The 25543-nt window shown below is 73.7% G+C and carries 27 protein-coding genes; 16 read left to right on the top strand and 11 right to left on the bottom strand.

The window, feature by feature from the left end:
- Positions 1-139 precede the first annotated feature (139 nt).
- Both MTO91_RS24805 and MTO91_RS24800 read right to left on the bottom strand, forming a co-directional pair.
- Positions 140-763: a DedA family protein gene (locus tag MTO91_RS24805; protein WP_476652963.1), complete on the bottom strand. Its 624-nt coding sequence runs from the start codon at positions 761-763 to the stop codon at positions 140-142.
- Between the two features lie 414 nt (positions 764-1177).
- Positions 1178-2599 carry an AAA-type ATPase lid domain-containing protein gene (locus tag MTO91_RS24800; RefSeq protein WP_476652961.1) on the bottom strand — a complete coding sequence of 474 codons (1422 nt, stop codon included), beginning with the start codon at positions 2597-2599 and terminating at the stop codon, positions 1178-1180.
- A gap of 173 nt (positions 2600-2772) precedes the next feature.
- Between MTO91_RS24800 and MTO91_RS24795 the strand changes: the two genes are divergently transcribed.
- Genes MTO91_RS24795 through MTO91_RS24785 form a run of 3 tightly spaced genes read left to right on the top strand, consistent with a single transcriptional unit; the run spans position 2773 to position 5527 of the window.
- Entirely contained in the window at positions 2773-3789 is a 1017-nt protein-coding gene (locus MTO91_RS24795) for an amidohydrolase family protein (RefSeq protein ID WP_073576701.1), read from the top strand.
- On the top strand, positions 3786-4505 hold the full coding sequence (locus tag MTO91_RS24790; RefSeq protein WP_476652960.1) for an iron-sulfur cluster assembly protein: 720 nt from the start codon (positions 3786-3788) through the stop codon (positions 4503-4505). Before MTO91_RS24795 ends, MTO91_RS24790 begins: the two co-directional genes overlap by 4 nt.
- Positions 4502-5527, top strand: coding sequence for an NAD(P)-dependent alcohol dehydrogenase (locus tag MTO91_RS24785; RefSeq protein WP_476652959.1), 1026 nt, complete (start codon positions 4502-4504; stop codon positions 5525-5527). Before MTO91_RS24790 ends, MTO91_RS24785 begins: the two co-directional genes overlap by 4 nt.
- 85 nt (positions 5528-5612) lie before the next feature.
- Here MTO91_RS24785 and MTO91_RS24780 read toward each other — a convergent pair whose 3' ends face one another.
- Positions 5613-6074 (bottom strand): MarR family winged helix-turn-helix transcriptional regulator, encoded by a 462-nt coding sequence (locus MTO91_RS24780; RefSeq protein ID WP_251787407.1) that lies wholly within the window; start codon positions 6072-6074, stop codon positions 5613-5615.
- Positions 6075-6173: 99 nt separating this feature from the next.
- Here MTO91_RS24780 and MTO91_RS24775 point away from each other — a divergent pair, with 99 nt between their 5' ends.
- Genes MTO91_RS24775 through MTO91_RS24765 form a run of 3 tightly spaced genes read left to right on the top strand, consistent with a single transcriptional unit; the run spans position 6174 to position 8427 of the window.
- The gene (locus MTO91_RS24775) at positions 6174-7301 is read left to right on the top strand and encodes an LLM class flavin-dependent oxidoreductase (protein WP_476652958.1); all 1128 of its coding nucleotides are present in this window, start codon (positions 6174-6176) and stop codon (positions 7299-7301) included.
- Positions 7301-7912 (top strand): CE1759 family FMN reductase, encoded by a 612-nt coding sequence (locus MTO91_RS24770; RefSeq protein WP_476652956.1) that lies wholly within the window; start codon positions 7301-7303, stop codon positions 7910-7912. The genes MTO91_RS24775 and MTO91_RS24770 overlap by 1 nt, the downstream gene beginning before the upstream one ends.
- 5 nt (positions 7913-7917) lie before the next feature.
- The gene (locus MTO91_RS24765; RefSeq protein ID WP_178372930.1) at positions 7918-8427 is read left to right on the top strand and encodes a VOC family protein; all 510 of its coding nucleotides are present in this window, start codon (positions 7918-7920) and stop codon (positions 8425-8427) included.
- 9 nt (positions 8428-8436) lie between these two features.
- Here the strand turns inward: MTO91_RS24765 and MTO91_RS24760 are convergent, their stop codons facing one another.
- Positions 8437-9021: a VldE C-terminal domain-containing protein gene (locus tag MTO91_RS24760; RefSeq protein WP_251787411.1), complete on the bottom strand. Its 585-nt coding sequence runs from the start codon at positions 9019-9021 to the stop codon at positions 8437-8439.
- A 101-nt stretch (positions 9022-9122) separates the two neighbouring features.
- Here MTO91_RS24760 and MTO91_RS24755 point away from each other — a divergent pair, with 101 nt between their 5' ends.
- Positions 9123-9407 (top strand): alpha/beta fold hydrolase, encoded by a 285-nt coding sequence (locus MTO91_RS24755; RefSeq protein WP_476652955.1) that lies wholly within the window; start codon positions 9123-9125, stop codon positions 9405-9407.
- Positions 9408-9436: 29 nt separating this feature from the next.
- Complete coding sequence (locus MTO91_RS24750; protein ID WP_476652953.1) at positions 9437-11440, top strand: alpha-amylase family protein; 2004 nt, start codon at positions 9437-9439, stop codon at positions 11438-11440.
- A gap of 16 nt (positions 11441-11456) precedes the next feature.
- Here MTO91_RS24750 and MTO91_RS24745 read toward each other — a convergent pair whose 3' ends face one another.
- From MTO91_RS24745 to MTO91_RS24730, 4 genes are all read right to left on the bottom strand, one after another.
- Complete coding sequence (locus MTO91_RS24745; protein ID WP_073576693.1) at positions 11457-12563, bottom strand: hypothetical protein; 1107 nt, start codon at positions 12561-12563, stop codon at positions 11457-11459.
- 120 nt (positions 12564-12683) lie between these two features.
- A complete protein-coding gene (locus MTO91_RS24740; RefSeq protein WP_073576692.1) occupies positions 12684-13658 on the bottom strand; it encodes an NAD-dependent epimerase/dehydratase family protein in 975 nt (324 codons plus the stop codon).
- Positions 13659-13675: 17 nt separating this feature from the next.
- Positions 13676-15460, bottom strand: a complete 1785-nt coding sequence (locus MTO91_RS24735) for a choline/carnitine O-acyltransferase (protein ID WP_073576691.1) — start codon at positions 15458-15460, stop codon at positions 13676-13678.
- A 5-nt stretch (positions 15461-15465) separates the two neighbouring features.
- Positions 15466-16335, bottom strand: coding sequence for a HalD/BesD family halogenase (locus MTO91_RS24730; RefSeq protein WP_073576690.1), 870 nt, complete (start codon positions 16333-16335; stop codon positions 15466-15468).
- 204 nt (positions 16336-16539) lie between these two features.
- Between MTO91_RS24730 and tatA the strand changes: the two genes are divergently transcribed.
- Both tatA and MTO91_RS24720 read left to right on the top strand, forming a co-directional pair.
- Positions 16540-16806 carry a Sec-independent protein translocase subunit TatA gene (gene tatA, locus MTO91_RS24725; protein ID WP_253068826.1) on the top strand — a complete coding sequence of 89 codons (267 nt, stop codon included), beginning with the start codon at positions 16540-16542 and terminating at the stop codon, positions 16804-16806.
- A gap of 53 nt (positions 16807-16859) precedes the next feature.
- The gene (locus tag MTO91_RS24720; protein WP_073576688.1) at positions 16860-17600 is read left to right on the top strand and encodes an SDR family oxidoreductase; all 741 of its coding nucleotides are present in this window, start codon (positions 16860-16862) and stop codon (positions 17598-17600) included.
- A gap of 114 nt (positions 17601-17714) precedes the next feature.
- On the opposite strand, the gene MTO91_RS24715 is transcribed toward MTO91_RS24720, so the two are convergent.
- Positions 17715-18023, bottom strand: a complete 309-nt coding sequence (locus tag MTO91_RS24715) for a hypothetical protein (protein ID WP_139282894.1) — start codon at positions 18021-18023, stop codon at positions 17715-17717.
- Between the two features lie 326 nt (positions 18024-18349).
- On the opposite strand from MTO91_RS24715, the gene ectA reads away from it, so the two are divergent.
- From ectA to thpD, 4 genes are all read left to right on the top strand, one after another.
- Positions 18350-18940: a diaminobutyrate acetyltransferase gene (gene ectA, locus MTO91_RS24710; protein WP_083658816.1), complete on the top strand. Its 591-nt coding sequence runs from the start codon at positions 18350-18352 to the stop codon at positions 18938-18940.
- The gene (gene ectB / locus MTO91_RS24705) at positions 18937-20190 is read left to right on the top strand and encodes a diaminobutyrate--2-oxoglutarate transaminase (protein ID WP_073576686.1); all 1254 of its coding nucleotides are present in this window, start codon (positions 18937-18939) and stop codon (positions 20188-20190) included. Before ectA ends, ectB begins: the two co-directional genes overlap by 4 nt.
- A gap of 9 nt (positions 20191-20199) precedes the next feature.
- Positions 20200-20595, top strand: coding sequence for an ectoine synthase (locus MTO91_RS24700; RefSeq protein WP_062398314.1), 396 nt, complete (start codon positions 20200-20202; stop codon positions 20593-20595).
- Between the two features lie 129 nt (positions 20596-20724).
- The gene (thpD, locus tag MTO91_RS24695; RefSeq protein ID WP_073576685.1) at positions 20725-21651 is read left to right on the top strand and encodes an ectoine hydroxylase; all 927 of its coding nucleotides are present in this window, start codon (positions 20725-20727) and stop codon (positions 21649-21651) included.
- 10 nt (positions 21652-21661) lie between these two features.
- Here the strand turns inward: thpD and MTO91_RS24690 are convergent, their stop codons facing one another.
- A complete protein-coding gene (locus MTO91_RS24690) occupies positions 21662-22450 on the bottom strand; it encodes an SGNH/GDSL hydrolase family protein (protein ID WP_179761687.1) in 789 nt (262 codons plus the stop codon).
- Between the two features lie 154 nt (positions 22451-22604).
- Here MTO91_RS24690 and MTO91_RS24685 point away from each other — a divergent pair, with 154 nt between their 5' ends.
- On the top strand, positions 22605-23273 hold the full coding sequence (locus MTO91_RS24685) for a DUF3159 domain-containing protein (RefSeq protein ID WP_073576684.1): 669 nt from the start codon (positions 22605-22607) through the stop codon (positions 23271-23273).
- A gap of 272 nt (positions 23274-23545) precedes the next feature.
- Positions 23546-24739: a hypothetical protein gene (locus tag MTO91_RS24680; protein ID WP_179761688.1), complete on the top strand. Its 1194-nt coding sequence runs from the start codon at positions 23546-23548 to the stop codon at positions 24737-24739.
- 89 nt (positions 24740-24828) lie between these two features.
- Here the strand turns inward: MTO91_RS24680 and thiE are convergent, their stop codons facing one another.
- Positions 24829-25530: a thiamine phosphate synthase gene (thiE, locus tag MTO91_RS24675; protein ID WP_373324182.1), complete on the bottom strand. Its 702-nt coding sequence runs from the start codon at positions 25528-25530 to the stop codon at positions 24829-24831.
- Positions 25531-25543 lie beyond the last annotated feature (13 nt).

Raw genomic sequence — 25543 nt, 5'->3', positions numbered from 1 at the left:
GACGTGCTCACCGCGTGGTCCTCTCCCGTGGCCCGGCCGCCCGGGCCGGACGGTGCTCGCCGCGGGTGCCCCGGCGGGTGCGACACGCCGGAGGTGCCCCGGGACGTCGGGGACGTCCGGCGCGAGGGGATCGACGCGGTCAGGACCGGGCGTCGGCGCGACGTCGCGAGCCGGTCGTTCGCACGATCGCGGTCCGCCCGAGGACCAGGGTCAGCCCGACGGCGATCCCGCCGACGACGAGCAGCCAGGGCCGCGACTCCAGGTCGGTGGCGAGCCGGTCCCCGGCCGCGTAGCCGATCCCGACGAGCACCGCGGCGCGCACCGCGCTGGTCGGGATGATCCAGGCCAGGAAGCGGCGGTAGCCGACCTTGGACAGCCCGGCGGCCAGGTAGGCCGGGATCGCGCCGATGTCGACGAGCTTGGCGCCGATGACGATCCGCGGCAGGTGCGTGTGGACCTCGCGGGTCAGCACCTCGCGGCGCTCCTCGGTCAGGCCCAGCCGGTTCAGCACGCGGGCGACGGCCGGCCGGTCGCCGTTGCGGCCCAGCGCGTAGAGCGCGGTGTCCCCGACGACGTCGGCGACCAGCGCGGCCAGCCACACCCCCCACCAGGGGAGCTGCCCGGCCCCGGCGAGCGCGGCGGCGGCGACGGTGACGATCGGACCCTCGAGGAACGCCCCGACCCCGATCACGAGGAGCGACCGGACGGGCGCAGCAGGGATCGCGGCCAGCAGTGCGGCCACGGTGTCCGCGAGTCCGAACACGATCGCCTCCCATCAGGTCCTACACCGAATGGTGCCCTGTGTGCCGCACGAGGCGGCGGGCGGCCCGTCGTTGTCGCACGACGCGGGGTCCTCGTCACCGGGCGTGACGGCGTCGTCCGGTGGCGGTGTCGAGTCCCGTGGCCGGGCCGGCTGCCGGGTCTCCCGGGGCGTCGTTGCCCGGCACATCGATCGTCCCACCGTCGACCGGGATCGGCAGGCCCGGAGGACCCGCCACGGCCGTGAGCACGACCACCGGTAGTACCGGTCCGGTGAGCGCGTCCCCCGTCCAGGTGGTGCAGGTCGGGACGGACGGCGGGTGGGCATCCGTTCATCGGGCCGGGGACTCCCGGACCGCGCGGTCGTCGTCGGCGACCAGGACCGTCTGCGGCACGGCACCGATGATGCCGCAGCCGCTCAGCGCGGGGTGGTGATCCCGTAGCGCTGCACCCGCCGGTACGCCGTCGCGCGGCTGATGCCGAGCGTCTCCGCGGCCCGGGTGACGCTCATGCCGTGCTCGGTGAGGCAGCGGACCAGCTCGTCGCGCTCCAGCGACTCGATCCGGGTCAGCGATCCGGATCGGGTGGCGAGCAGCTCCGGGGGCAGGTGCCGCACGTCGACGAGGCTGCTGCGGGCGGCGGCGTCGCGCACGGTGCGGCGCAGCTGCTCGACGTTGCCCGGCCAGGAGTAGGTGCGCAGCGCGCGGGCGGCGGCGTCGGTGAAGGTGACGCCGTCGCGGGCGAAGTGCGCGGCGAGCACCGGCACGTCCTCGGGACGGTGGCGCAGCGCCGGCACCTCGACGACGACGTCGAGCAGCCGTGACAGCGCGTCCGGTATCCCGTCGACACCGCCCGCGGTGACGCTCAGCGACGCCCGCGGCAGCGACCGGACCAGCGCCGCCAGCCGGGTCGCGACGGGCGCGGGCAGCTCGTGCACCCGTCCCGCGATGACCGCGGTGTCGTCCTTGCCCAGCTCCGGGGACCACAGCGACAGCCAGGACACCGCGTCCTCGGCGGCCGGCGGGCGGGCGTGCAGCACCCGGTGCCGCGGGCGGACGGCGCGCAGGGCCGCGGCGAGCAGCGCGGACTTGCCGGCGCCGGGCTCGCCGACCACCCCGACCCGGGCGCCGTCGCGCAGCGCGTCGCGGACCTCGTCGAGCGCGGCGGCCCAGGCCGGGCCGAGCGCCGCGGTCCCGCCGACGGGCTGCGGGGCGACCCGGAAGACCTCGCCACGCGGCGCGCGCCGAGGACTCGCGCCGCGTGCGTGCGCGAGCATCAGCGCCGAGGTCTGCCCGGCGGCGGTACGCGCCAGCGCGAGCAGCAGACCGTCGGAGCGCTGCGACCAGGTGGTGAGGTTGATGCTGCCGAGCAGCGACCCGTCGACGGGGTCGAGCACGGGGGCCGCCGCACAGGTGTAGCCCCACAACCCGGTGCAGTAGTGCTCGTCGCCGCGGACCAGCGACGGGACCCGGTCGGCCAGGGCCAGGCCGAGCCCGGTGGTCCCCGCCTCCCGCTCGCCGAAGGCGAACCCGGGTGCGAGGTAGGTGCGGTCCAGCGCGTCGAGCAGGGCGCGCTCGTCGCAGAGCCGGGAGACGACGATGCCGTCGGCGTCGGTCAGCATCAGTGAGATCGGCTCGCCCGGCAGGCCCTCGTGCAGCCCGGCGAGCACCTCGCCGCCGCACCGGGCGAACAACGAGCCGTCGTCGACGGCGCCGGTGAACGCCGGGTCGACGGCCTCGGTGGGGGCGCCGTAGGTCTCGCTGCGCGCCCAGGACGCCGAGATCCGGGCCGGAGCCAGTGACTGCCCCATCGCGCGTACCTCCTCGTACCTGCTGCTCACGACCGTGTCACATCGGCGACGCCGTCGCGACGCCGTCTCGTCTCAGGTTGAGACGGTGATCACGACCGCCGGGGCGCCGCCGTTCCTACCTTCGGCCCTCGACGCGGGATCCCCCACCGGCCCGCGCAGTCGCGGGGTGCCCACCACCTCGCCGCGACCTGAGAGGGACGACGATGTACTCGAAGAACGGTGAGTCCTACTTCATCGTGGACGCCCACGTGGCGCTCTGGGACGCACGCCCGGAGAACCAGCGCAACATCCACGGCAAGCAGTTCATCGACTGCTTCTACGACTACCACCGCAACCTGAGCCCCGAGTCCGAGGTCTGGCCCTACGAGGACTACCTCTACCAGGGCGGCGAGCGGCTGATGAAGGACCTGTTCACCGACGGCCACGTCGACCACGCGGTGTTCCAGCCCGCCTACCTGGGCGAGTTCTACGACAACGGGTTCGGCCAGACCGAGGAGGCCTTCGCCCTCGCCCAGGCCCACCCGGACAAGCTGACCTACAACCACCACTGGGACCCGCGCAACGGCGAGCAGGGCCTGCGGCAGCTGCGCGAGGACGCGAAGCGCTTCGGCCTGAAGGGCGCGAAGCTCTACACCGCGGAGTGGCACGGCGAGTCCCGCGGCTGGAAGCTCGACGACCACTGGTCCTACAAGTACCTCGAGGCGGCCCAGGAGCTGGGCATCCGCAACATCCACATCCACAAGGGCCCCACCATCCGCCCGCTGGACCGCGACGCGTTCGACGTCGCCGACGTGGACAAGGTCGCCACCGACTTCACCGACCTGAACTTCGTCGTCGAGCACTGCGGCCTGCCGCGCCTCGAGGACTTCTGCTGGATCGCCACCCAGGAGCCGAACGTGCACGCCGGCCTGGCCGTCGCGATGCCGTTCATCCACACCCGGCCCAAGTACTTCGGCCAGATCATCGGCGAGCTCCTGTACTGGCTGGGCGAGGACCGCATCCAGTTCTCCAGCGACTACGCGATCTGGACCCCGCGCTGGCTGGTCGAGCGCTTCGTCGACTTCGAGATCCCGGACGAGCTGTCCGAGTACGCGCCGCTGACCACCGCCCAGAAGAAGAAGATCCTGGGTCTCAACGCCGCGGCGATGTACGACATCGAGGTCCCCGCCGAGCTGCAGCTGCGCGACGAGACCCCGACCGAGGTCCCGGTGGCGTCGTGAGCGCCCCCGCCCTCGCCCGCACCTCGCGCACCGACCAGGCGTTCCGGGCGCTCGACGCCGTCGTCGACCCCGAGCTGGACGAGCCGATCACCGACCTGGAGTTCGTCCGTTCCCTCGACGTCGACGGCGACCGGGTCACCCTGCACCTGCGCCTGCCCACCGCGTTCTGCGCGCCGAACTTCGCCTACCTGATGTGCTCGGACGCGAAGGACGTGCTCACCGCGCTGGACTGGACCGGCGAGGTCGTGGTCGAGCTCGACGACCACCACGACTCCGACCTCATCAACGCCGGGCTGGCCGCCGACGCCGGCTACAAGGGCACCTTCCGGCACGAGGCCGAGTCCGACCTCGACGAGCTGCGCGAGACCTTCCGGCGCAAGGCGCACACCGCCGCGATGGAGCGCTCGCTGACCGGGCTGCTGCGGGTCGACCCGAACCGGACGCCCGAGTCGCTGCACGGCGTCACGCTGGCCGACCTGCCCGCGGGCCCGGCCACCGACGCCCTGCTGCGCCGCCGCGCGGCGATCGGCCTGCCCACCGGCGGCGACCGGCCGGTCCTGGTCGGCCACGACGGCGTCCCGTACCCGGCCGAGCAGGTCCCGCTGAAGCTGCGGATGGCCCGCTCGGTGCGGATCTCCATCGAGGGCAACGCCCACTTCTGCCGCGGGCTCCTGAAGACCCGCTACCCCGAGTCCGTGAAGGGATCCGTGTCGTGAGAGCAGTACAGGTGGTCGGCTACCACCGGCCGATGGAGCTGACCGAGGTCCCGAAGCCGGAGGTCGTCGACCCGTTCGACGTCGTCGTCCGGATCGGCGGGGCCGGGGTCTGCCGCACCGACCTGCACGTCCTCGAGGGGCAGTGGGCGGAGAAGTCGCAGGTCGCGCTGCCCTACACGATCGGCCACGAGAACGCGGGCTGGGTCGAGTCCGTGGGGTCGGCCGTGACCCACGTCCGTGAGGGCGACGGCGTCATCCTGCATCCGCTCGCCACCTGCGGCCTGTGCCGCGCCTGCCGCTCCGGCGACGACGTGCACTGCACCGCCTCGGCGTTCCCGGGCATCGACACCCACGGCGGCTACGCCGAGTACCTGCGCACCTCGGCGCGCAGCGTCGTCAAGCTGGACCCGTCGCTGCAGCCCGCCGACGTCGCCGCCCTCGCCGACGCCGGCCTCACCGCCTACCACGCCGCGGCCAAGGCCGCACGCCGGCTGGGACCGCGCGACACCTGCGTCGTCATCGGGGCGGGCGGGCTCGGCCACATCGGCATCCAGGTGTTGAAGGCGCTGACCCCGGCCCGGCTGGTCGTGCTCGACCGCAACCCGGACGCGGTGAAGCTGGCGCTGGAGATCGGCGCCGACGACGGGATCGTCGCCGACGGCGGGCAGGTCGAGGAGGTCCTGTCGCTCACCGGCGGGAACGGCGCCGAGGCCGTGATCGACTTCGTCGGCGAGGGCGGCTCCACCGCGCAGGGCCTGGCGATGACCCGGCGCGCGGGGGACTACCACGTCGTCGGCTACGGGGAGAACGTCGACGTCCCGACGATCGACCTGATCTCGGCCGAGGTGAACGTGGTCGGCAACCTGGTCGGGTCCTACAACGACCTCTGCGACCTGATGGAGCTGGCCGCCCGCGGCCGGGTCACCCTGCACACCAGCACCTACGCCCTGGACGACTTCCAGTCCGCGCTCGACGACCTCGACGCCGGGAAGGTCAGGGGCCGCGCCATCCTGGTGCCCTGACCTGCTGTTCCGATCGCGGTCCCGCTCACGACGGCCCGTACCGGCGACGCCCGGTGCGGGCCGTCGCGCGTTCCGCGGAACGCGGTCAGCGGGGGCCGCGGCCGTCGAGCCGGGCCTGCACGGCGGCGGTGATCCGGGTCAGCGCGGCCACGTCGTCGTCGGAGAGGGCGTCGAAGACCAGCTCCCGCACGGTCTCCACGTGCCCCGGCGCCGCGGCCTCGATCGCCGCCCGGCCCGCCGCGGTGAGCACGACGTAGTTGCCGCGGCCGTCGTCGTCGCACTCCTCGCGGGCGATGAGGCCGCGTTTCTGCATCCGGGCCAGGTGGTGGGAGAGCCTGCTCTTCTCCCACTCCAGCAGCGTCGCCAGCTCCAGCACCCGGCACCGCTCGTCGGGCCGGTCGGTCAGCGCGACGAGCACGTCGAAGTCGGTGAGCGAGAGCCCCGACCCGGCCTGCAGCCGCCGGTGCAGCTCGCCCTGCAGGCGTGCCTGCATCCGGAGCAGCCCTCGCCAGGCCACCTGCTCGCGCTCGTCCAGCCACCGTGTCACGGCACCATCGTAGCGGAATAGTTGACGCATCACCTATGTTCTGCAGGATGTAGATGACGGATCAACCAATGGTCCGTCGACGAGCAGAGGGAGGAAGCCGTGCAGTTCGGAGTCTTCACGGTCAGCGACGTCACGCCGGACCCGACGACCGGCCGCACGCCGACCGAGGCCCAGCGGATCCAGGACGTCCTGACCATCGCGAAGCACGCGGAGCAGGTCGGGCTCGACGTCTTCGCGATCGGCGAGCACCACAACCCGCCGTTCTTCTCCTCGTCGCCGACCACCACGCTCGGCTACCTCGCCGGCGTCACCGAGACCCTGCAGCTGTCCACCTCGACCACGCTGATCACCACGAACGACCCGGTGAAGATCGCCGAGGACTTCGCGATGCTGCAGCACGTGGCGGGCGGCCGCGTCGACCTCATGCTCGGCCGCGGCAACACCGGCCCGGTCTACCCGTGGTTCGGCCAGGACATCCGCCAGGGCCTGAACCTGGCGGTCGAGAACTACGCGCTGCTGCGCACGCTGTGGGACACCGAGGTCGTCGACTGGGAGGGGCACTTCCGCACCCCGCTGCAGGGCTTCACCTCGACCCCGCGCCCGCTCGACGGCGTCGCGCCGTTCGTGTGGCACGGCTCGATCCGCAGCCCCGAGATCGCCGAGCAGGCCGCCTACTACGGCGACGGCTTCTTCCACAACCACATCTTCTGGCCGGCGTCGCATACGAAGCGGATGGTCGAGTTCTACCGCACGCGCTGGGAGCACCACGGTCACGGACCGGCCGACCGCGCGATCGTCGGCCTCGGTGGCCAGGTGTTCATGCGCCGCAACAGCCAGGACGCGGTGCGCGAGTTCCGGCCGTACTTCGACAACGCCCCGGTCTACGGGCACGGGCCCTCGCTGGAGGACTTCACCCGCGAGACCCCGCTGACCGTCGGCAGCCCGCAGCAGGTCATCGAGCGGACGCTCGGCTTCCGCGACTATGTCGGCGACTACCAGCGTCAGCTGTTCCTCATCGACCACGCGGGCCTGCCGCTGAAGACCGTGCTGGAGCAGCTCGACCTGCTGGGCGAGGAGGTCGTGCCGGTGCTGCGCCGCGAGTTCGCCGCGCTGCGCGCGCCGGGCGTCCCGGACGCGCCGACCCACGCCTCGCTGGTCGCCGCCCGCGACGCCGCGGGCACCGGCAGCACCGGCAGCACCGGGACGCAGGAGAAGGAGGTCGCGTGATGACCACCCGCAGGATCGTCGTGCTCAGCGCCGGGCTGTCGACGCCGTCGTCGACCCGGCTGCTGGCCGACCGCCTCGCCGCCGCGGTCACGGCCGCGCTGGCCGACCGGGGCGAGCGGGCCGAGGTGCAGGTCGTGGAGCTGCGCGAGCACGCCCGCGACCTGGCCGACCACCTGGTCGCCGGCTTCCCGAACACCGCGCTGGCGCCGGTGCTGGAGTCGGTGGCCGCCGCGGACGCCGTCGTCGCCGTGACGCCGATCTTCTCGGCGTCCTACAGCGGGCTGTTCAAGACCTTCGTCGACGTCCTGGACCGCGACGCGCTCACCGGCACCCCGGTGCTGCTCGCCGCGACCGGCGGCACGGCGCGGCACTCGCTGGCCCTGGAGCACGCGATGCGCCCGCTGTTCGCGTACCTGCGGGCGGCGACGGTCCCGACCGCGGTGTTCGCCGCGCCCGAGGACTGGGGCGCGACCGAGGTGGGCACCACACTGGAGGGCCGTGTCGGGCGCGCCGCGGGCGAGCTGGCCGACGCGGTCGCCGCCCGGCCGCCGGCCATCCGCACCGACCTGTTCGCCGACGTCCCCGACTTCACCGCACTGCTGAAGGGCTGACCACCATGACCGACACCGGCACCCCCACCGACACCGCCGCCCTCGACGCCGCCCGCGACCGGATCCGTTCCGCCCACCTGAAGCCGGCGGGGGAGCGGCCGGCCTCGACCGCCCGCGGCCTGCACCACACCGCCCTGGTGAGCTCGGACGTCGAGCGGACCGTGCGCTTCTACCAGGACGTGCTGGGCTTCCCGCTCACCGAGCTGATCGAGAACCGGGACTACCCGGGGTCCTCGCACTTCTTCTTCGACATCGGCAACGGGAACCTGCTCGCGTTCTTCGACTTCCCGGGCCTCGACGTCGGCCCCTACGCCGAGGTCCTCGGCGGGCTGCACCACATGGCGATCAGCGTCGAGCCGCAGCGGTGGGACGAGCTCGTCGCGCGGCTCACCGAGGCCGGGGTGGAGCACGAGGTGCACTCCGGTGTCTCGGTCTACTTCCGCGACCCCGACGGCGCCCGCATCGAGCTCATCGCCGACCCGCTGGGGGAGATGTACGGCCAGCACGTGCTGTGAGCGGGGTGTTCACCGGCGGACGCTGACGTGGACGTGGTCGAAGTGCCCGCCGGTGGCGTCCTCGGGGTCGTAGACGCCGCCGCCGTTGTAGGGCCGGCCCCAGTTCTCCCGGCCCTCCCCGGAGTCCCCGGTGCCGCGGTACCAGATCCGGCCCTGCCAGATCACGTAGCGGACCCGCAGCTCGGAGGCGTTGTCGCGCGCCCAGTTCGCGACCGCCCAGCCGTCCTCCAGGTCCTGCCCGGCGGGGAACTCGCCGTAGCGGGCGGGGAACGCGTCGCACGCCCGGCCCGCGGGGTGGTCGCTCGACGGGTTCCATGCGTGCTCCGACCAGCACGTGATCGCCCGCACCGGCGCCCCCGGGCCCGGCTCGCCGAACCGCCCGACGAGGGCGTCGTGCAGGCGCAGCGCGGACGGGGTGAGGCAGCCCGACGTCGTCGGGTCCGGCTGGTCGCACTGCTCCGGCGGGGGTGGGTCGACCAGGTCGCGCAGGTCGTCGGGGGTGAACCCGCGGCTTCCGGCGAACCAGGCCAGACCGCCGACGAGCAGGGCCAGCACGAGGAGCACGCCCAGCACCGGGGCGACGCGGGTCTTCACGGGGTCTTCGTCCGTTCTGTCGGAGTGCCTCCCACGGTACGGCGATGAGTCCGGTGCCCGCCGACGGTCGACACCGCGACACCGCCCGCGAGGAGGCACCCATGACCGTCGTGACCACGGATCTGCTCGACCGCCCGGACGCCCGCATCACCTTCGACGTCCGCGGCACCGGCCCGCTGCTCGTGCTCGTCGGCTCGCCGATGGGTGCCGAGGGCTTCGGCCCGCTCGCCGACGCGATGGCCGCCGACCACACCGTCGTCAGGTTCGACCCGCGCGGCACCGGCCGCAGCCCCACCGAGGACCCGGACGCCGACTCCACCGTCGCGCTGCGGGCGGCCCCGGCCGGTGTCGTCGCCCGGCTGCGGGAGGTGCTGGCGCGCACCTGACAGCGGCCGCGCGGTGGCAGGATGGCGCGGTGATCAGCACGACCGCTGCGGGCGACGCCGTCCGCGCCCGGCCCGACTCGGAGCGTCGCCGCCGGGCCCGGGCCGCCCTGCACGACCTGCTCCCGCAGCTGTCCCGGGAGGCGGTCGCCGCGCTCGGCGCGGTCGAGGCGGCGGGGTTCCTCGCCCGCACCGAACGTTGGTACGCCGATGCGCATCTGCCGCTGGAGGCCCTCTACGGCGCCGTCGCCGACCCGGGCGGGCTCACCGCCCGGCTGGTGCGCGCCGCGCTGGCCGCCGCGGCCGCCCGCCCGCAGGCGCTGCGCGAGCTCGACCGCCGCCGCGAGGTCGACGGCGACTGGTTCCAGGACCCCCGCACCGTCGGCTACGTCGCCTACACCGACCGCTTCGCGGGCACCCTGCGCGGCATCCGCACCCGCCTGGACCACCTGTCCGACCTGGGCGTGCGGTACCTGCACCTGATGCCGCTGCTCAGGCCGCGCGACGGCGAGAACGACGGCGGCTACGCCGTCGCCGACTACACCGCCGTCGACCCGCGGCTGGGCACGATGGACGACCTCGAGTCCCTCGCCGGGGCGCTGCGCGAGCGCGGGATGAGCCTGTGCGTGGACCTCGTCCTCAACCACACCGCCGCCGAGCACCCGTGGGCGCGCGGCTGGCTCGCCGGCGACCCGCGCTACGCCGGCTTCTACACCGCCTACCCGGACCGGGAGATGCCCGACGCCTGGGAGGCGACGATCCCCGACGTCTTCCCCGACCGCGCGCCCGGATCGTTCAGCTGGGTGCCCGGGGCGGGCGGCGGCGACGGCGGCTGGGTGTGGACGACGTTCTGGGACTACCAGTGGGACCTCGACTGGACCTGCCCCGAGGTGTTCGCCGCGATGCTCGGCACCGTGTTCACCCTGGCCGGGCGCGGGGTCGAGGTCCTGCGGATGGACGCGGCGCCGTTCCTCGGCAAGCGGCTCGGCACGAACTGCCAGAACCAGCCCGAGGCCCACGACGTGCTGCAGGCGCTGCACGCGCTCACCCGGATCGCGGCCCCGGCGGTGGTCTTCAAGGCGGAGGCGATCGTCGCGCCCGACGACCTCGTCGGCTACCTCGGCGCGCACGACCGCTACCGCCCCGAGTGCGAGCTGGCCTACCACAACCAGCTCATGGTGATGCTGTGGTCGAGCCTGGCCACCCGCGACGCCCGCCTCGCCGCGCACGCGCTGCGCCGCATGACCCCCGCCCCGCCGACGACGGCGTGGGCGACCTACGTCCGCTGCCACGACGACATCGGCTGGGCCGTCTCCGACGTCGACGCCGCCGCCGTCGGCTGGGACGGCCCGTCGCACCGGCGGTTCCTCAACGACTTCTTCGCCGGACGCTTCCCGGGCAGCTTCGCCCGCGGCGCCCTGTTCCAGGAGGACCCGGACACCGGGGACGCCCGCATCTCCGGTAGCGCCGCCGCGCTCTGCGGCATCGACGACGCCCGCGCCCGCCACGACCCCGCCGCCCTCGACGCGGGAGTGCGACGCCTGCTGCTCGCGCACGCCGTCGTCTACGGCTGGGGCGGCATCCCCCTGCTCTACATGGGCGACGAGCTGGCTTTGGCCAACGACACCGGCTACCGCGCCGACCCCGAGCGCGCCGCGGACAACCGCTGGATGCACCGGCCCCCGATGGACGAGGCCGCGTTCGCCCGCCGCTACGACCCGGACACCGTCGAGGGGCGGGTGTTCGGTGCGCTGACCGGGCTCGCCGCGGTGCGGGCCGAGCTGCCCGCGCTGCACGCGTCGGCGCCGGTGGAGGTGCCCGTGCTCGACGACCCGGCGGTGCTCGGGTGGACGCGGCGGCACCCGCGCGGCGGTCGTTTCGTCGGGCTGGTCAACGTGTCCGACCGGCCCGCCTCGGTCGACGCCGCCCTGGTCACCGGCCTGGACACGGTGCTGTCCTCGGACGGGCCGGTCCGCACCGAGGGCGGGCGGGCCCATCTCCCGCCGCTGTCCTGGGCGTGGCTCGCGGAGCCGTGAGCCACGCCCGGCGCCCTCACCAGCTCCCGAACGGCGTGCCGCCCCCGAACAGCGGTGACGTGCCCAGCGCCGAGCGGAACTCCAGGTACACCACGAGCCCGTAGACCACCCCGGCCAGGAAGACCAGGCAGGACAGCGACACCAGTACGTAGGTGAGGACCCGCAGCACGGTGAGCGCGGTCGGGTCCTTCGCGACCCGCACCGGCGCGGCGGCCGTGGCGGGGGCGGCCGCGCGTGGCGTCGTGGTCACCGGCCCGGTCGCCTCGACGGCCGGTGCGGCCGCCGCCGTGTCGGCGGACCGTCCGGTCGCGCCGAACCGGGCCGCGGCGGCCTCGGCCACCGTCGCCGGACGACGGCCGCCGGACTCCGACGGCGGACGCGGCGCGGGCACTGCCCCGGCGCCGGTCCCGACGGCGGAGCGCTCGACGACCGCGGTCCCGCCGCCCTCGCCGTACCCGGGCCGTTCGTGCCCGGCCCGGTCGTCGCCGGAGTCGTGGCCGGACGTGGCGGCGGCGAGCGGCCCGGCCCCGACGACCTCGTCCCGGGGCAGGTCCTCGTGGTCCGCGACGTGGTCCGGGTCGTCGTACGGGACGGCCGGGCGGACCGGCTCGTCCTCCTCCGGGGCCCGCGTGCGCCCGTACCCGGAGCCGGTGGGGCCGGGGTAGGGCGGGCCGCCGTCGATCGCGGTCCCGCCGCGGGACCCGGGGTCGCCGTACTCGCCGTAGGCGGCCCGGGTCGGGGTGACCGGCTCCTCGGACTGGCGGTGCGCGGCCCGGCCGTACGGGCCGTACCCGCCGTCGTCGGGGTCGTCGCCGCCCGGCTGCGACCCGCCGGCCGGCACGGGGGCGCCGTAGCCCTCGTAGCGCATCGGTGCGGCGTACCCGCCCCGCCCCACGGTCGGCTGCGGACCGGTCCCGCCGTACAGCTCGCCGAAGCCCTCCGGGTCGGTGGGCGTCGCCCGCTCCACCGGCCGCGACGGCCGCAGGTCCGGGTAGCCGCCCTGGTAGGAGTCCTCGGGGAACTCGTGGTCGTCGAACCCGTGCCGCGGTCGCGGCGACGGCCGGGCGCGGTCGGCGTCGGCACCGCGCGGGCCGGGGCTGGGTCGGTGCTGCGGGCCGGTCATGGCAGGACCTCCGGGGTACGGCGTCACGGTCGGCGACACGTGCTGTGTCACCTCTACCGCCGGTCGTACCCACGGCGTTAGCCCTGACGACCTACAGTCACCCGGTCCGGCGAGGTGAAATCACCGGGTGTACACCCCGGTCGGGGAATCGTGGTACCCCTTCGCCCCGACGGCGTCGGCCAGCGGGCTGCGCGGCGGCCCGCCGTCACGCACCCGCGCGACGACGGCGTCGACGTCCCAGACCGGGGTCCAGCCGAGCTCGGCGACCGCCCGGTCCGGGCAGTACACCCGGTCCACCGGCGGGACCGGCCCGCCGCGCCCGGCCAGCAGCGCGGCGAGGGCCGGGGCCCGCCGCTCCAGCACCGCGGCCGGGTCGCGGCCCAGCTCGGCGAGGTCTGACCGGTGGAACGGCGGCGGTGCGCTGACCACGTAGCGGGCGAACCCGAGCTCGGGCGCCCGCCGGGCCGCGGCCAGGTGCGCGGACACGACGTCGGCGACGTCGACCCGCCGGTGGCAGAACTCCACCAGTTTGAGCGTGGTGTCGTCGTGGACGGCGCGGACCTCGTCGCGGTCGTCGGCCTCGGGGAAGAACCGCGAGGTCCGCAGCACCACCACCGGCAGCCCCGGGTCCAGCGCGGCCAGCTCGCACAGGTCCTCGGCGGCGGTCTTCGTGGCGCCGTAGACGTTGCGCACCCGCGGCACCACGGTCTCGTCGATCCAGGTCGCGGGCCCGCCCGGCGCCGGGGTCAGCGCGCGGCCGAACGCGCTGGTCGAGGACGTGAACACCACGCCCCGCACCCCCGCGGCGGCGGACTCCTCCAGCACCGCCAGCGTGCCCGACACGTTCGTGCCGACGAAGTCCTGCCTGCTGTGGGAGCCGACGTGCGGCTTGTGCAGCGTCGCGGTGTGCAGCACGTGGCTGACCCCGCGCAGCGCCGACCGCAGGGCGTCGCGGTCGGTCAGCGACGCGACGACCGCAGTCCACGGCGAGGGCCGCCGGTCCAGACCGACGACGGGCACCCCGTCGCCGGCCAGCGTGCGGACCAGCGCCTCACCGAGGTGGCCGGAACTGCCGGTGACGAGGACGCGCTCCATCCCACCAGTGAACCCGCTCAGGCAAGCAGGTTCCGCAGCTCGGTCACCGCCGTCCGCAGCTCCCGGGCGAAGGCGTGCATCCCCTCGGCCTGGTCGGCCGGGGTGGACAGGTGCACGTGGAAGCGGTCGGGCAGCAGCACGTAGGCCACCCCGATGCAGCGCGAGCTGGTCGAGCCGAACCCGAAGTACCGGATGTTGTCCGACGGCGCGGAGCTGGTCGACAGCCAGTCGTCGCGCATGATCGTCCAGCCGGGGGAGTCGAACACCGCCAGCTGCTCGGTGACGCCCAGCTCCGCCCCGCGACGGCGCCGGATCCAGTCCAGCTCCCACAGGTGCTGCTCGGGCGCGTCGCCCTGCTGGCACTGCTTCGCGCGGGCGCCGTGCGCCGCGGCGGCGGCCCGGAAGGTGTCGACCTTGTCGGCGTCGGAGGCCTGCGGGTCCCCCATGGCGTCGACGAAGGTCACCATCTCCGGCGTGATCACCCGCATCGCCTCGGTGCGTCCGCGCCGGAACTGCCGGGTCGCGATCGACTCGTAGGTGGCCCCGGTGACACCCTTGGCCCGCCGGTGCGCGACCTGGTAGCAGGCCTGCACGAAGGCGTCCGGGGAGCACTTCAGGGCCTTCGCGTCGCGCGCGCCGAAGTCGTCGAAGGCGACGAGCTCGGTGGCGGTGGCGTCGAGGAACGCGGAGAACTCGTCGTGCGCGCGGGCCACGGTGGCGCGCAGGTCGTCGTCGAGGACGAACCGCAGCTCGGCGTGCGACGGGACGCCCTGCGGACGGGCCCCGATCCGCTCGGCGTGCACCTGCAGCGGGTCGGCGAACATCGCGTCGACCAGGGTGAGGACGGTGGTGCCGTCGAGCTCGCAGTGCTCGATGTTGACCCCGGCGGTGCCGTCGGCGAGCACGACGATCGACAGCGCCTTGTCGAACCAACGGTCGCCGGAGTCCCCCGCCAGCAGGGTCCGCGCGGCGGACTCCTCGTCGGCGGGGTCGGTCTCGTCCAGACAGACCGCGAGCAGTGCCCGCTCCACCAGGTCGACGGCCTCGGCGTTGGCCGGATCCAGCCCGGTCAGCCGGTCCCGCACCGCGGCCCACTCGGCCCGGGCCAGGGTCGTCAGCGCGCCGACCGCGTCGCCGGTGGCGGCCCGCTCGGGGTGGGTCTCGCGGATCTCCCGCAGCGCGTCCGCGATCTCCCCGGCGGTGTGCGCCGCCCCGTCCTCGCCGATCACGTCGAGGCGGTGGATCCGGCCGCGGTGCAGCACCACGACGTGCCGCTCGGTGGACGGACCCGGCCAGTCGTCGCTGTAGGGGGTGCGGACGGTGTCCTGGGGGTCGCCCGGGATGCGGGTGGTGGAGAAGATGTGGCGGCTCTGGTCCATCGACTGAGCCACGTCGCGGTTGACCAGCGGCGGGAACGTCCCGGCGTCGAGATCGGCCTTGTGCCCCAGGGCGGCGACGGTGAGCTGCGCGGCCCGCTCGCACGGGTCCGTGGTCGATCCCGGCCCGAACAGGAAGAAGAAGTTCGCGTTGAGCGCGATCCGGTCGCGCCGGCCCAGGTAGCGCGACGGCCAGAACGCGTCCAGCCAGCTGTGGGCGCCGGCGTCGAAGCGCTCGAGATCGGCCTGGAGCACCGACGCGGGGCCGCCCTCGGCGAGCAGCTCTCGGGCGGCGGTCTCGGTGCGGGCGTACTCGTCGGGGGTGAGCAGCGGGGCGCACCACTCCAGGAACCGGTCGACCGAGGCGGACAGGGTCGGGAGCGGCACCTTCGGCAGGTCGTCATCGGCCGCGAACGTGGTGGTCACGGGCGTCAGTCCAGCAGCCCGTCGACACGCACGGTACGCGACCCCCCGTGTTCGGACAGTGTCCTCCCGAACAGCTGGCGGGTGCGGACCGCGCTGCCGACCACCCCGGTGCGCGTGCTGTAGGAGAAGATCGCCGTGTGCCGGGCGGTGTCGCCGCGCACCTCGGTCACCCGGTGCAGCGAGTACCGGCCGCGGAACAGCTGCAGGTCACCGGGGCGCAGCACCAGCCGCCGGACCCGGTCACCGCCCCGCCCCTGCAGGACCTCCGCGACGTCGCCGGTGTTCTCCGACGTCGTGCTGCGGATGTCCGGGCAGTACTCGAATACCCCACCGACCTCCGGGGCGCGGGTGAGCAGGCTGATCGCGATCTCGTTGGTGTCGAAGTGCCACGGGTGCGATCGGCCGTCGCCGACGACGTTGAGGCACAGCCCGGCCAGTGGGTCGGCCAGCTCGTACAGCTCGGACACGCCGGTGCACGCGGCGAGGAACGCGCGGAACGCGGGCTGCGGGTACAGGCGGTGGATCAGCGCGGCGGCCGGGATCCGGTCGCGCGCGACGAAGGCGTTGCCCCGCTCCATCGGTACCCGCGCCGGGTGGTCGGCGGGCAGCGCGGGGTCGGGGTCGGTGTTGTAGACGTTCACCACGGCGGTCTCGTAGTGCGCCAGCGGGGCGACCGCCTCGCCCTCGGTCCGCAGCCGGTCCCGCCACGACGCCCGGACGAACCCGGGGAGCACCGCGCAGCCGTCGGCGGCGAGCTGGGCGCGGGCCCGCCGGACCGCGTCCTCCCACCCGGACGAGCCCGGTTCGTGCACCGGGTAGCGGGTCAGGTCGACCGGGTCGAGCTCCTGCGGGGCCGCGAGTGCGGTCGGCTGCACGGATCAGCTCCTTCGTCCCCGGGCAGCGCCGGTGCCGCCCACGGTGTCACCGTCATCCAAACCCGTTCGAGGCCGCCGGATCAACGGTGAGTGACCGAGCGATCAGTTTCCGTGCGCCGTGGGAGGCTGTTCTTGCGCGGGAGAACCCCGGCGGAGGATGGTTCGTTGATCCGGTCGACGAGCGAGGAGGCTGTCATGGGCGCTATGAGCCCCACCCACTGGTTGATCGTGCTGGTCGTTCTGGTCCTGCTGTTCGGCGCGAAGAAGCTGCCGGAGATGGCGCGGTCGGTCGGCCGGTCCAGCCGCATCCTGAAGAGCGAGATGCGCGGCCTGCGCGACGACGACGGACGCCCCGGGGAGATCGGTCCCGGCGGCGCGACCCGGGCCGACACCGAGGTCCGGGAGCCGGGCACCCGGCAGCCGGAGGGCGCCACCCGTCCGGAGCCCGGCCCCGAGACCCAGCGGGCCTGACGGCCGCCCACAGGACGGACCACGGATGACGGACCAGGCATGACGGACCACGCATGACGGTGCTCGTGACGGGGGCCAGCCGGGGGGTCGGCGCGGCCACCGCCCGGCTCCTGGCCGGCCGCGGCCAGGACGTCCTCGTCGGGCACCGGGCCTCGCCCGAGGACGCCGCGGCGGTGGTCGCGGAGTGCCGGGCCGCCGGGGTGCACGCCGACGCGGTCGCCGCGGACGTCACCCGCACCGAGGGCGTCGAGCAGCTGTTCGACGCGGCGGCCGCCATGCCGTCGCCGCTGACCGGAGTGGTCGCGAACGCCGGTGGCGCCCCCTCGCGGCAGCGCCTGGAGGACATGAGCGACGCACGGATCGACGAGGTCCTCGCGCTCAACCTGCGGGCGGCGCTGCTGTGCTCGCGCGAGGCGGTGCACCGCATGTCCACCCGCTACGGCGGAGCGGGCGGGGTGCTCGTGCACATCACCTCCCGCGCGGCGGTGCTCGGCTCGCCCGACGAGTGGAACGACTACGCGGCGGCGAAGGCCGGGGTCGAGGCCCTCGTCGTCGGGCTCGCGAAGGAGGTCGCCGCGGACGGGATCCGGGTGGCGGCCGTACGGCCGGGCCTGCTCGACACCGACTTCCACGCGCGGGCCGGTGAGCCGGGGCGGATCGAGCGGATGGCGCCGTCGATCCCGATGGGCCGTGCCGGCCACCCCGACGAGGTGGCGACGGCGATCGCCTGGCTCCTGTCGGACGAGGCCAGCTACGTCACCGGCGCCGTGCTGGACGTGTCCGGCGGGCGCTGATCCGTCGGCGGGACCGAACCGGTGGCGGGTGAGGGAGAGCCACCGGCGCGGGTCGGGGCCCGGCCGGCGGTGGGGGAACGGACCGGCTGTGTGGTCGGCGGTCGGCGGCGGCGCTCAGGAGGCGGCGCGGGCCGAACGCCCGAAACCGATCCGTCCGCGGCGGCGGGCGCGACGCCCGGCCCCGGAGGTCTCGGCACACAGCAGGCAGCCGTCCCCGGGTGGGGAGGCCAGCGACGCCGGCAGCACCACGTGCCCGCAGAGCGCGGTGCAGTGTCCGGTTCCGGCGGTGAGCGAGTCGGCCAGCACCGCCTGCGCCACGACGTGGCTGCGGCTGTCGCGGGCGCAGGTGACCGTGACGGTCTGCTCCTCAACCGGCGCGGTCGCCACGGCCACGGGGCGCGTACTGGCGGGTGTCACCGACACGGCAGCTCCTCCGGGCACGATTCGACGGAATAACCATCCTCACCCCGCAGCGGTGCAGATGCAAGTGCATCCGCACGATTGGCCGAACGTGCGGGCGGGTGGTCGCGGAGCGTGGCGAGGGCCACGTCCGTGCCCTCGACGGGTCCGGCCGGTTCGTTCCGGGGCCCGCCGGACGGGCCGGTGATCACGGTGTCTTCCTGGGCGGACACCCGGTCGCATGGTTCCGGATCATTCTGTGGCGCCGGTCACGTCGATCATGGCGTCGAGGTCGGCCGCCGGTCGTCAGCGGCTGCGACCTACGCCGGGCGGCACTAACCTAGTCAGTCATGACCGCTCCCGAACAGGCTCCTCCTCGGGCGTCCACGGCTCCGGACGGGGACGCCGCGACCGGCGCACCCGCCCCGGCGGCCGACGCCGACGGTGACCATTCGTACGAGATCGGCTCCCCGGTCCCGGCCGACGGGGTGGACATGTGGCGGCTGGCGGTGGAGGCGCGGACGCTGGACGCGAACTCCCGTTACGCCTACATCCTGTGGTGCCGCGACTTCGCGCGCACCTCGGTCATCGCCCGGCGCGACGACGGTCGCGCCGTCGGCTACGCGACCGGCTACCTGCGCCCCGAGAACGGCGCCCTGCTCATCTGGCAGGTGTGCGTCGATCCGGTGGCACGCGGTGCGGGGCTCGCCGGCCGGATGCTGGATGCCGTCTGGGACCAGGCGGGCGCCGAGCGGATGGAGACCACCATCACGCCGGACAACGCCTCCTCGATCCGCCTGTTCACGAAGTTCGCGGAGCGCCACGACATGACGATCGAGCGGGAGGACCTCTTCGGTCCGGACCTGCTCGGTGACGAGCACGAGCCGGAGAACCTCTATCTCATCGGCCCGATCGCAGCAGACAAGGGTGGGAACACATGACCGTTTTCGAGGATCTCGAGTCCCAGGTCCGGAGCTACTGCCGCAACTGGCCCGTCGTCTTCGACACGGCGAAGGGCAGCCGTCTGACCGACGTCGACGGCCACTCCTACCTCGACTTCTTCGGTGGCGCGGGCGCCCTGAACTACGGGCACAACCCCGAGGTGCTCAAGAAGCCGCTGATCGAGTACCTGACCCGTGACGGCATCACCCACGGGCTGGACATGTACACCTCGGCCAAGGGCGAGTTCCTGACCACGTTCGAGGACATCATCCTCAAGCCGCGTGGCCTGGAGTACAAGGTGCAGTTCCCCGGCCCGACCGGCGCCAACGCCGTCGAGTCGGCGCTGAAGCTCGCGCGCAAGATCAGCGGCCGGGAGGCGCTGATCAACTTCACGAACGCCTTCCACGGCATGACGCTGGGCGCCCTGTCGGTCACCGGCAACTCGATGAAGCGCGGCGGTGCCGGCATCCCGCTGGTCCACTCGACGCCGATGCCGTTCGACAACTACTTCGACGGCAAGATGCCCGACTTCCTGTGGTTCGAGAAGGTCCTCGACGACACCGGCTCCAGCCTCAACGAGCCGGGCGCGGTCATCGTCGAGACCGTGCAGGGCGAGGGCGGCCTCAACCCGGCGCGCATCGAGTGGCTGCAGGGTCTGCGGGACCTCTGCACCCGCAAGGGCATCCTGATGATCGTCGACGACGTGCAGATGGGCTGCGGCCGGACCGGCCCGTTCTTCTCCTTCGAGATCGCGGGCATCGAGCCCGACATCGTCACGATCTCGAAGTCCATCTCCGGCTACGGCCTCCCGATGGCGCTCGTGCTGATCAAGCCCGAGTACGACCAGTGGGGCCCGGGCGAGCACAACGGCACCTTCCGCGGCAACAACCCCGCGTTCGTCACCGCCACGCACACGCTGCGCAACTGGTGGACCGACGACACGCTGGAGAAGGAGACGCTGCGCAAGGGCGAGAAGGTCGAGGAGGCCTTCAACAAGATCATCGGTGACAACCAGGGCACCGAGATGTTCACCAAGGGTCGTGGGATGGCGCGGGGCATCCAGTTCGAGGGGGAGGGGCTCGCCGAGAAGGTGGCCTCGAAGGCCTTCGAGCAGCGGCTGCTGCTGGAGACCGCCGGTCCGAACGACGAGGTGCTCAAGCTCCTGGCGCCGCTCACGACCACCGACGACGAGCTCGACGAAGGTCTTGCGATCATCGGCGAGTCCGTCAAGACCGTCATCGGGAGCTGATCCACAAACATGATCGTCCGCACCATCGACGAGATCACCGACACCGAGCGTGACGTGGTCTCCGAGGACCAGCAGTGGCGCAGCAAGCGCATCGTCCTGGCCAACGACAAGGTGGGGTTCTCGGTCCACGAGACCACGCTGAAGGCCGGGACGATCAACGACTTCTGGTACGCGAACCACATCGAGGCCGTCTTCATCACCTCCGGTGAGGGCGAGCTGTACGACAAGGACAACGACGTCACGTACCAGCTCAAGCCGGGCTCGATCTACGTGCTGAACGGCAACGAGAAGCACCAGCTCCGCCCGAAGACCGAGATCACCTGCGTGTGTGTGTTCAACCCGCCGGTGACCGGTCGTGAGGTGCACGACGAGAACGGTGTGTACCCGCTGGTCACGGAGGACTGAGGGCTCCGTACCGGGATCGACACCGCGAGGGGTGTTTCCGCTGTGTGACAGCGGGAACGCCCCTCGCGGTCGTTCACACGACGTCCATCCGAAGGGACACCGAACCCACAGCGACTCACAGGAGGGTCCATGACCGCACTGGTCGGCAACGACGAACCGCGTCTCGTGCGTGGAGCCGGGGACCGCTACCCCACGCGCGTCTCGAACACCCCCGCCTTCATCGACCGCGCCGAGCCCACCGTGTGGGGCTCGAAGGCGAGCGCCGGCATGTTCGGCGCCCAGGAGCTGGAGGCGCACGAGCGCGACGGCTTCGTGCAGGTGCCGGGCCTGCTGACGGCCGACGAGATCGTGGAGTACCAGGCCGAGCTGGACCGGCTCGCCCACGATCCCGGGGTCCGCGCCGATGAGCGCTGCATCGTCGAGAAGTCCTCGGACGAGGTCCGCTCGATCTTCGAGGTCCACCGGATCTCCGAGGCGATCGGCCGGCTGGTGCGCGACGAGCGGGTGCTCTCCCGGGCCCGCCAGATCCTCGGCTCCGACGTGTACGTGCACCAGAGCCGGATCAACTACAAGCCCGGGCTCGGTGGCGGGGGGTTCTTCTGGCACTCCGACTTCGAGACCTGGCACGCCGAGGACGGGATGCCCAGCCCGCGTGCGGTCAGCTGCTCGATCTCGCTGACCGACAACCACCCGTTCAACGGCTGCCTGATGATCATGCCGGGGTCGCACCGGACCTTCGTGTCGTGCGTCGGGGAGACCCCGGAGGACTACCACCTGACGTCGCTGAAGGAGCAGGAGATCGGCACCCCGGACGCGGAGTCCATCTCCAAGCTGGCCCAGCGGCACGGCATCGCGATGATGACCGGCGAGGCGGGCGGCGCCACGTTCTTCGACTCCAACTGCATGCACGGGTCGGGCGACAACATCACCCCGTACCCGCGGTCGAACATCTTCCTGGTGTTCAACAGCGTCGAGAACGAGTGCGTGGCGCCGTTCTCGGCCCCGCGGCCACGTCCGTCCCACATCGCGGCCCGGGACCGGTCCCCGGTCCGCTGAGCGTCCGCGCTCAGGCGTCCTGGAGGGGTAAGAGCTCCGGACGCTTGGGCCGGTAGCCGTCCCACGTGTGCGTGCCGCGCAGCCGCTTGCGCAGGTACGGCATCACGTGGTGGGTGACCCACCGCAGGTCCTCGGCCTGGCGCGCGGTCCAGGGGGTCGGCCCGCCCTCGGGCTCCGGCCACGGCCCGCGCCAGTCCGGGGCCTGCTCGCCGAGGGTCTCCAGCACCCGCCAGGCGACCCGCTCGTGCGCGTGCGGGACCAGGTGCAGCCGGTCCGGCCCCCAGGCCCGCGGGTCGGCGAGGCACTCCATCGCCCACAGGTCGACGACGCGGCAGCCGTGCCGTTCGGCGGCGGCCCGCATGTCCTCGTTGTAGCAGGCGATCCGGCCGCGCAGCCTGCGGATGAACGGGTGCATCCGGCGCAGGTCGAAGCCGGTGAAGATGAGCACCTCGGCGCCGGTTGCGACCAGCCTGCCGAGCGCGGCGTCGAAGCGGGCGGCGAGGTCGTCGACGTCGCAGGACCAGCCGATGATGTCGTTGCCGCCCGCGCAGAAGGTGATCAGGTCGGGGCGCATCCGTTCGGCGACCGGGAGCTGCTCGGCGACGATCTCGTCGAGGACCTTCCCGCGCACGGCGAGGTTGGCGTAGCCGAAGCCCGGGCGGCGGTGGGCGAGGGTCTCGGCGACGCGGTCGGCCCAGCCGCGGGCCCGGCCGTCGGGGGTGAGGTCGTCGAGACCCTCGGTGAAACTGTCGCCGATCGCGACGTAGCTCCGGTGCTGTGCGTGCGTCTGCTGGTGCATCGGCACGGCCCCCTCTCGTCCCCGGTCCTCCGCGTGCCTTGTCTGTTGTTCACCGCAACGATGTCCGGCGTTACGCCGATGATCACCCTGTTCCGGGCTGTCCGCCAATCGGATCCCGTCGACCCGGCGTGCGGGATAGGGCACCCTCAGGGGGGTGACGTCCGATCGCGCTCCGCACACCGCATCCCGGGAGGACCCGAAGCTCGCCGAACTGCTCGGTGGCCGGGCCGGTGCCGTGGACGCCTCGATACCGGTGGTCGCGTTCGTGCTCGCCTGGGTGGTCGCGGGGGCGGCGGGGTCGGCGTTCCCGATCAACTGGGGGGCCGGCGCGGCGATCGTCGCGGGGGCCGCGGTGGCAGGGTGGCGGCTGTACCGCGGCCGCCGGCCGCGGGCGGTGCTGTTCGGGCTGGCCGGGGTCGTCGTCGCGGCCGGGATCGCGCTGGTGACCGGGCGGGCGTCGGACTTCTTCCTGGTCCAGATCGTGTCCAACGTCGGCAGCGCGCTGGCCTGGGCGATCTCGATCGTCGTGCGGTGGCCGCTGCTGGGGGTCGTCGTCGGCGGGCTGCTGGGACAGCGCACGAGGTGGCGGCGCGACCCGGACCTGCTCCGCGGGTACCAGCGGGCGTCCTGGGCGTGGGTGGCGCAGTACGTCCTACGGCTGTCGGTGTTCCTCCCGTTGTGGGCGGCCGACCAGGTCGTGCTCCTGGGTGTCGCGCGGACCGTGCTGAGCCCGGTGCTGGTCGGGCTGAGCGTGCTCGTGTCGTGGCCGTTGCTGCGTACGGCGCTGCCGGCCGATCACCCGGGCATCCGTCACCCCCGGTGACGGGCTCTGACACCTCGTAGCGCTAGAATCGTGATCTTCCCGTGACCTTTGCTCGGTCGTGTGAAGGTCACCACTTCGGGTGATCGTCCGGCGCAATCGTGGCCTCCCGGACGTTCCCCCGGGGCGAGCCGCCGCACCGACGATCACTGCAAGGAGCCATGCCGCACCAGCGCCCCCCGGAGCCCGGCTTCGGCGACGCCCCTCGTGGCGTCCCGAGCCCGGCCCGTCCTCCCGCCCAGCCGTCCGCTCCCCGACCCGGCACCGGTCGCCCGGTGGCCGCCCCCGACGCCCCGCGGCTGCCCCGTCAGCGCACCGCGAATCCGCCCCGCACGCACGGCGGCCGGGTCCCGCAGCCGCCGTCGGGCACCGTCCGCGGCCGGACCACGCAGACCCCACCCGGTGGCCGTCCGGTGAGCCCGGTCGTGCCCGGGCCGGGCGTGCCGGACGGGACCCCGCCCGGTGGGCGTCCGCGCACCCGGGTGCTGCCGCCCGCGTCGGACACGACCCGTGCGGTCGGCCCCGGCGGTCCGGTGGGCCCGGTCGGCGGCGGACCGAACGGACCCGGTGGGTCCGGGGGCTCGGGCGGGTCCGGTGACGGCTCCGGCGACGCCTCGTCGGACACCACGAAGGCGAGTGGCCTCAAGGCCGACCTCAGCCCGACGAAGATCGCAGCCGGCGCCGGCGCGGCGATCGTCACGGCGGTGCTCGGCTCGTTCCTCGGCGCGGTCGGCACGGTGATCGGCGCGGCGCTCGGCTCGATCATCTCGACGCTGGCCACCACGCTGTTCACCCGCTCGCTCGAGGTCAGCAAGGACAAGGCACTCGAGCTGAAGGACAAGGCGACCCGGCGCGGCAAGGGCGTCGCCGAGGGCACCGCGGTCGCCGCGCAGAACGGTTCCGGCCACGGTCTCGCCGGGCCCACCGGCGAGGAGACGGTGCTGCTGGACCCGTGGCAGGCACCCGGTGGCACCACCCGTGCCGCCGGAGCGGGCCACAGCCGGTTCCGCCGGGTCCGGGTCACCCGCAAGACGGTCATCGTGTCCGCGGTGCTCGGCGTCGTCACCTTCGCGGTGTCGATGTTTCTGATCTCGGGCATCGAGTTCGTGAAAGGCTCGTCGCTGTCCGGCTCGTCCGGGACCTCGGTGAGCAACGTCGTCCGTGGCGGTGCTCCCCCCACCCAGCAGGAGAACGACCGGGGCGACGGCTCCGGGGGCGACTCGTCGACCTCGTCGTCGAGCTCGACCTCCACCGAGGAGTCGGGCACCAGCACGTCGGAGTCGTCGACCGGCACCCGTGACCGGGACTCCGGTCAGGACGGCTCGGGCTCGTCGAACCCGCTGCAGGACGGGCTGAACCGGGTCCTGCCGACCCAGCAGCCGGGCTCCGGCCAGTCGGGCCAGGACTCGGGCGGGCAGGACTCCGGCGGCCAGGGCTCGGGCGACCAGGGTTCCGGCACGCAGAACTGACCTGTGTGCCGCGGCGCCGGATCCCGGCGCCGCGGGGCCGGTCCGAGCGCGGCCGGTTCGAGCGCGGGCGGGGCCCGGCGCGGGCGGGCTCAGCGCAGGCGGGCCCGCAGCGCCGCCGCGGCCGCACGCGGGTCCTCGGCCTCGGTGATCGCCCGGACGACGACGATCCGGTCCGCACCGGCGTCGAGGACCTCGTCCAGGCGGTCGCCGTCGATGCCCCCGATCGCGAACCACGGCCGCGCCGGGGTCCGTCCGGCGACCGTGCGCACCAGGTCCAGGCCGGGGGCCGGACGTCCCGGCTTGGTCGGGGTCGGCCAGCACGGGCCGACGCAGAAGTAGTCCACGCCGTCCTCGTCGGCGGCGGTCAGGGTCTCGGCGGGGCTGTGCGAGGACCGGCCGATGAGCACGTCGTCGCCGACGACCCGGCGCGCCCACGCCACCGGCAGGTCGTCCTGGCCGAGGTGCAGCACGTCGGCGCCCGCGGCGAGCGCGACGTCGGCGCGGTCGTTCACCGCGAGCAGCGCGCCGTGCCGGCGGCAGGCGTCGGCGAGCACCTCCAGTGCGGCGAGCTCCGCGCTCGCCTCCAGCGGCCCGCCGGGCCCGCCCTTGTCCCGCAGCTGGACGATGTCGACCCCGCCGGCGAGCGCGGCGTCGGCGAACTCCGCCAGGTCACCGCGCGCGGTGCGGGCGTCGGTGCACAGGTAGAGACGGGCGTCGGTGAGGCCGTCGAGCCGGGCGCGGCGGGTGTCGCCGGTGCCGGGACGGGTATCGGTGTCGGACACGGCTCGCAGGCTACGGCGTAGC

This window comes from Pseudonocardia sp. 2-7, assembly GCF_056341085.1.
This window is presented reverse-complemented; position numbering and strand designations above follow the sequence as displayed.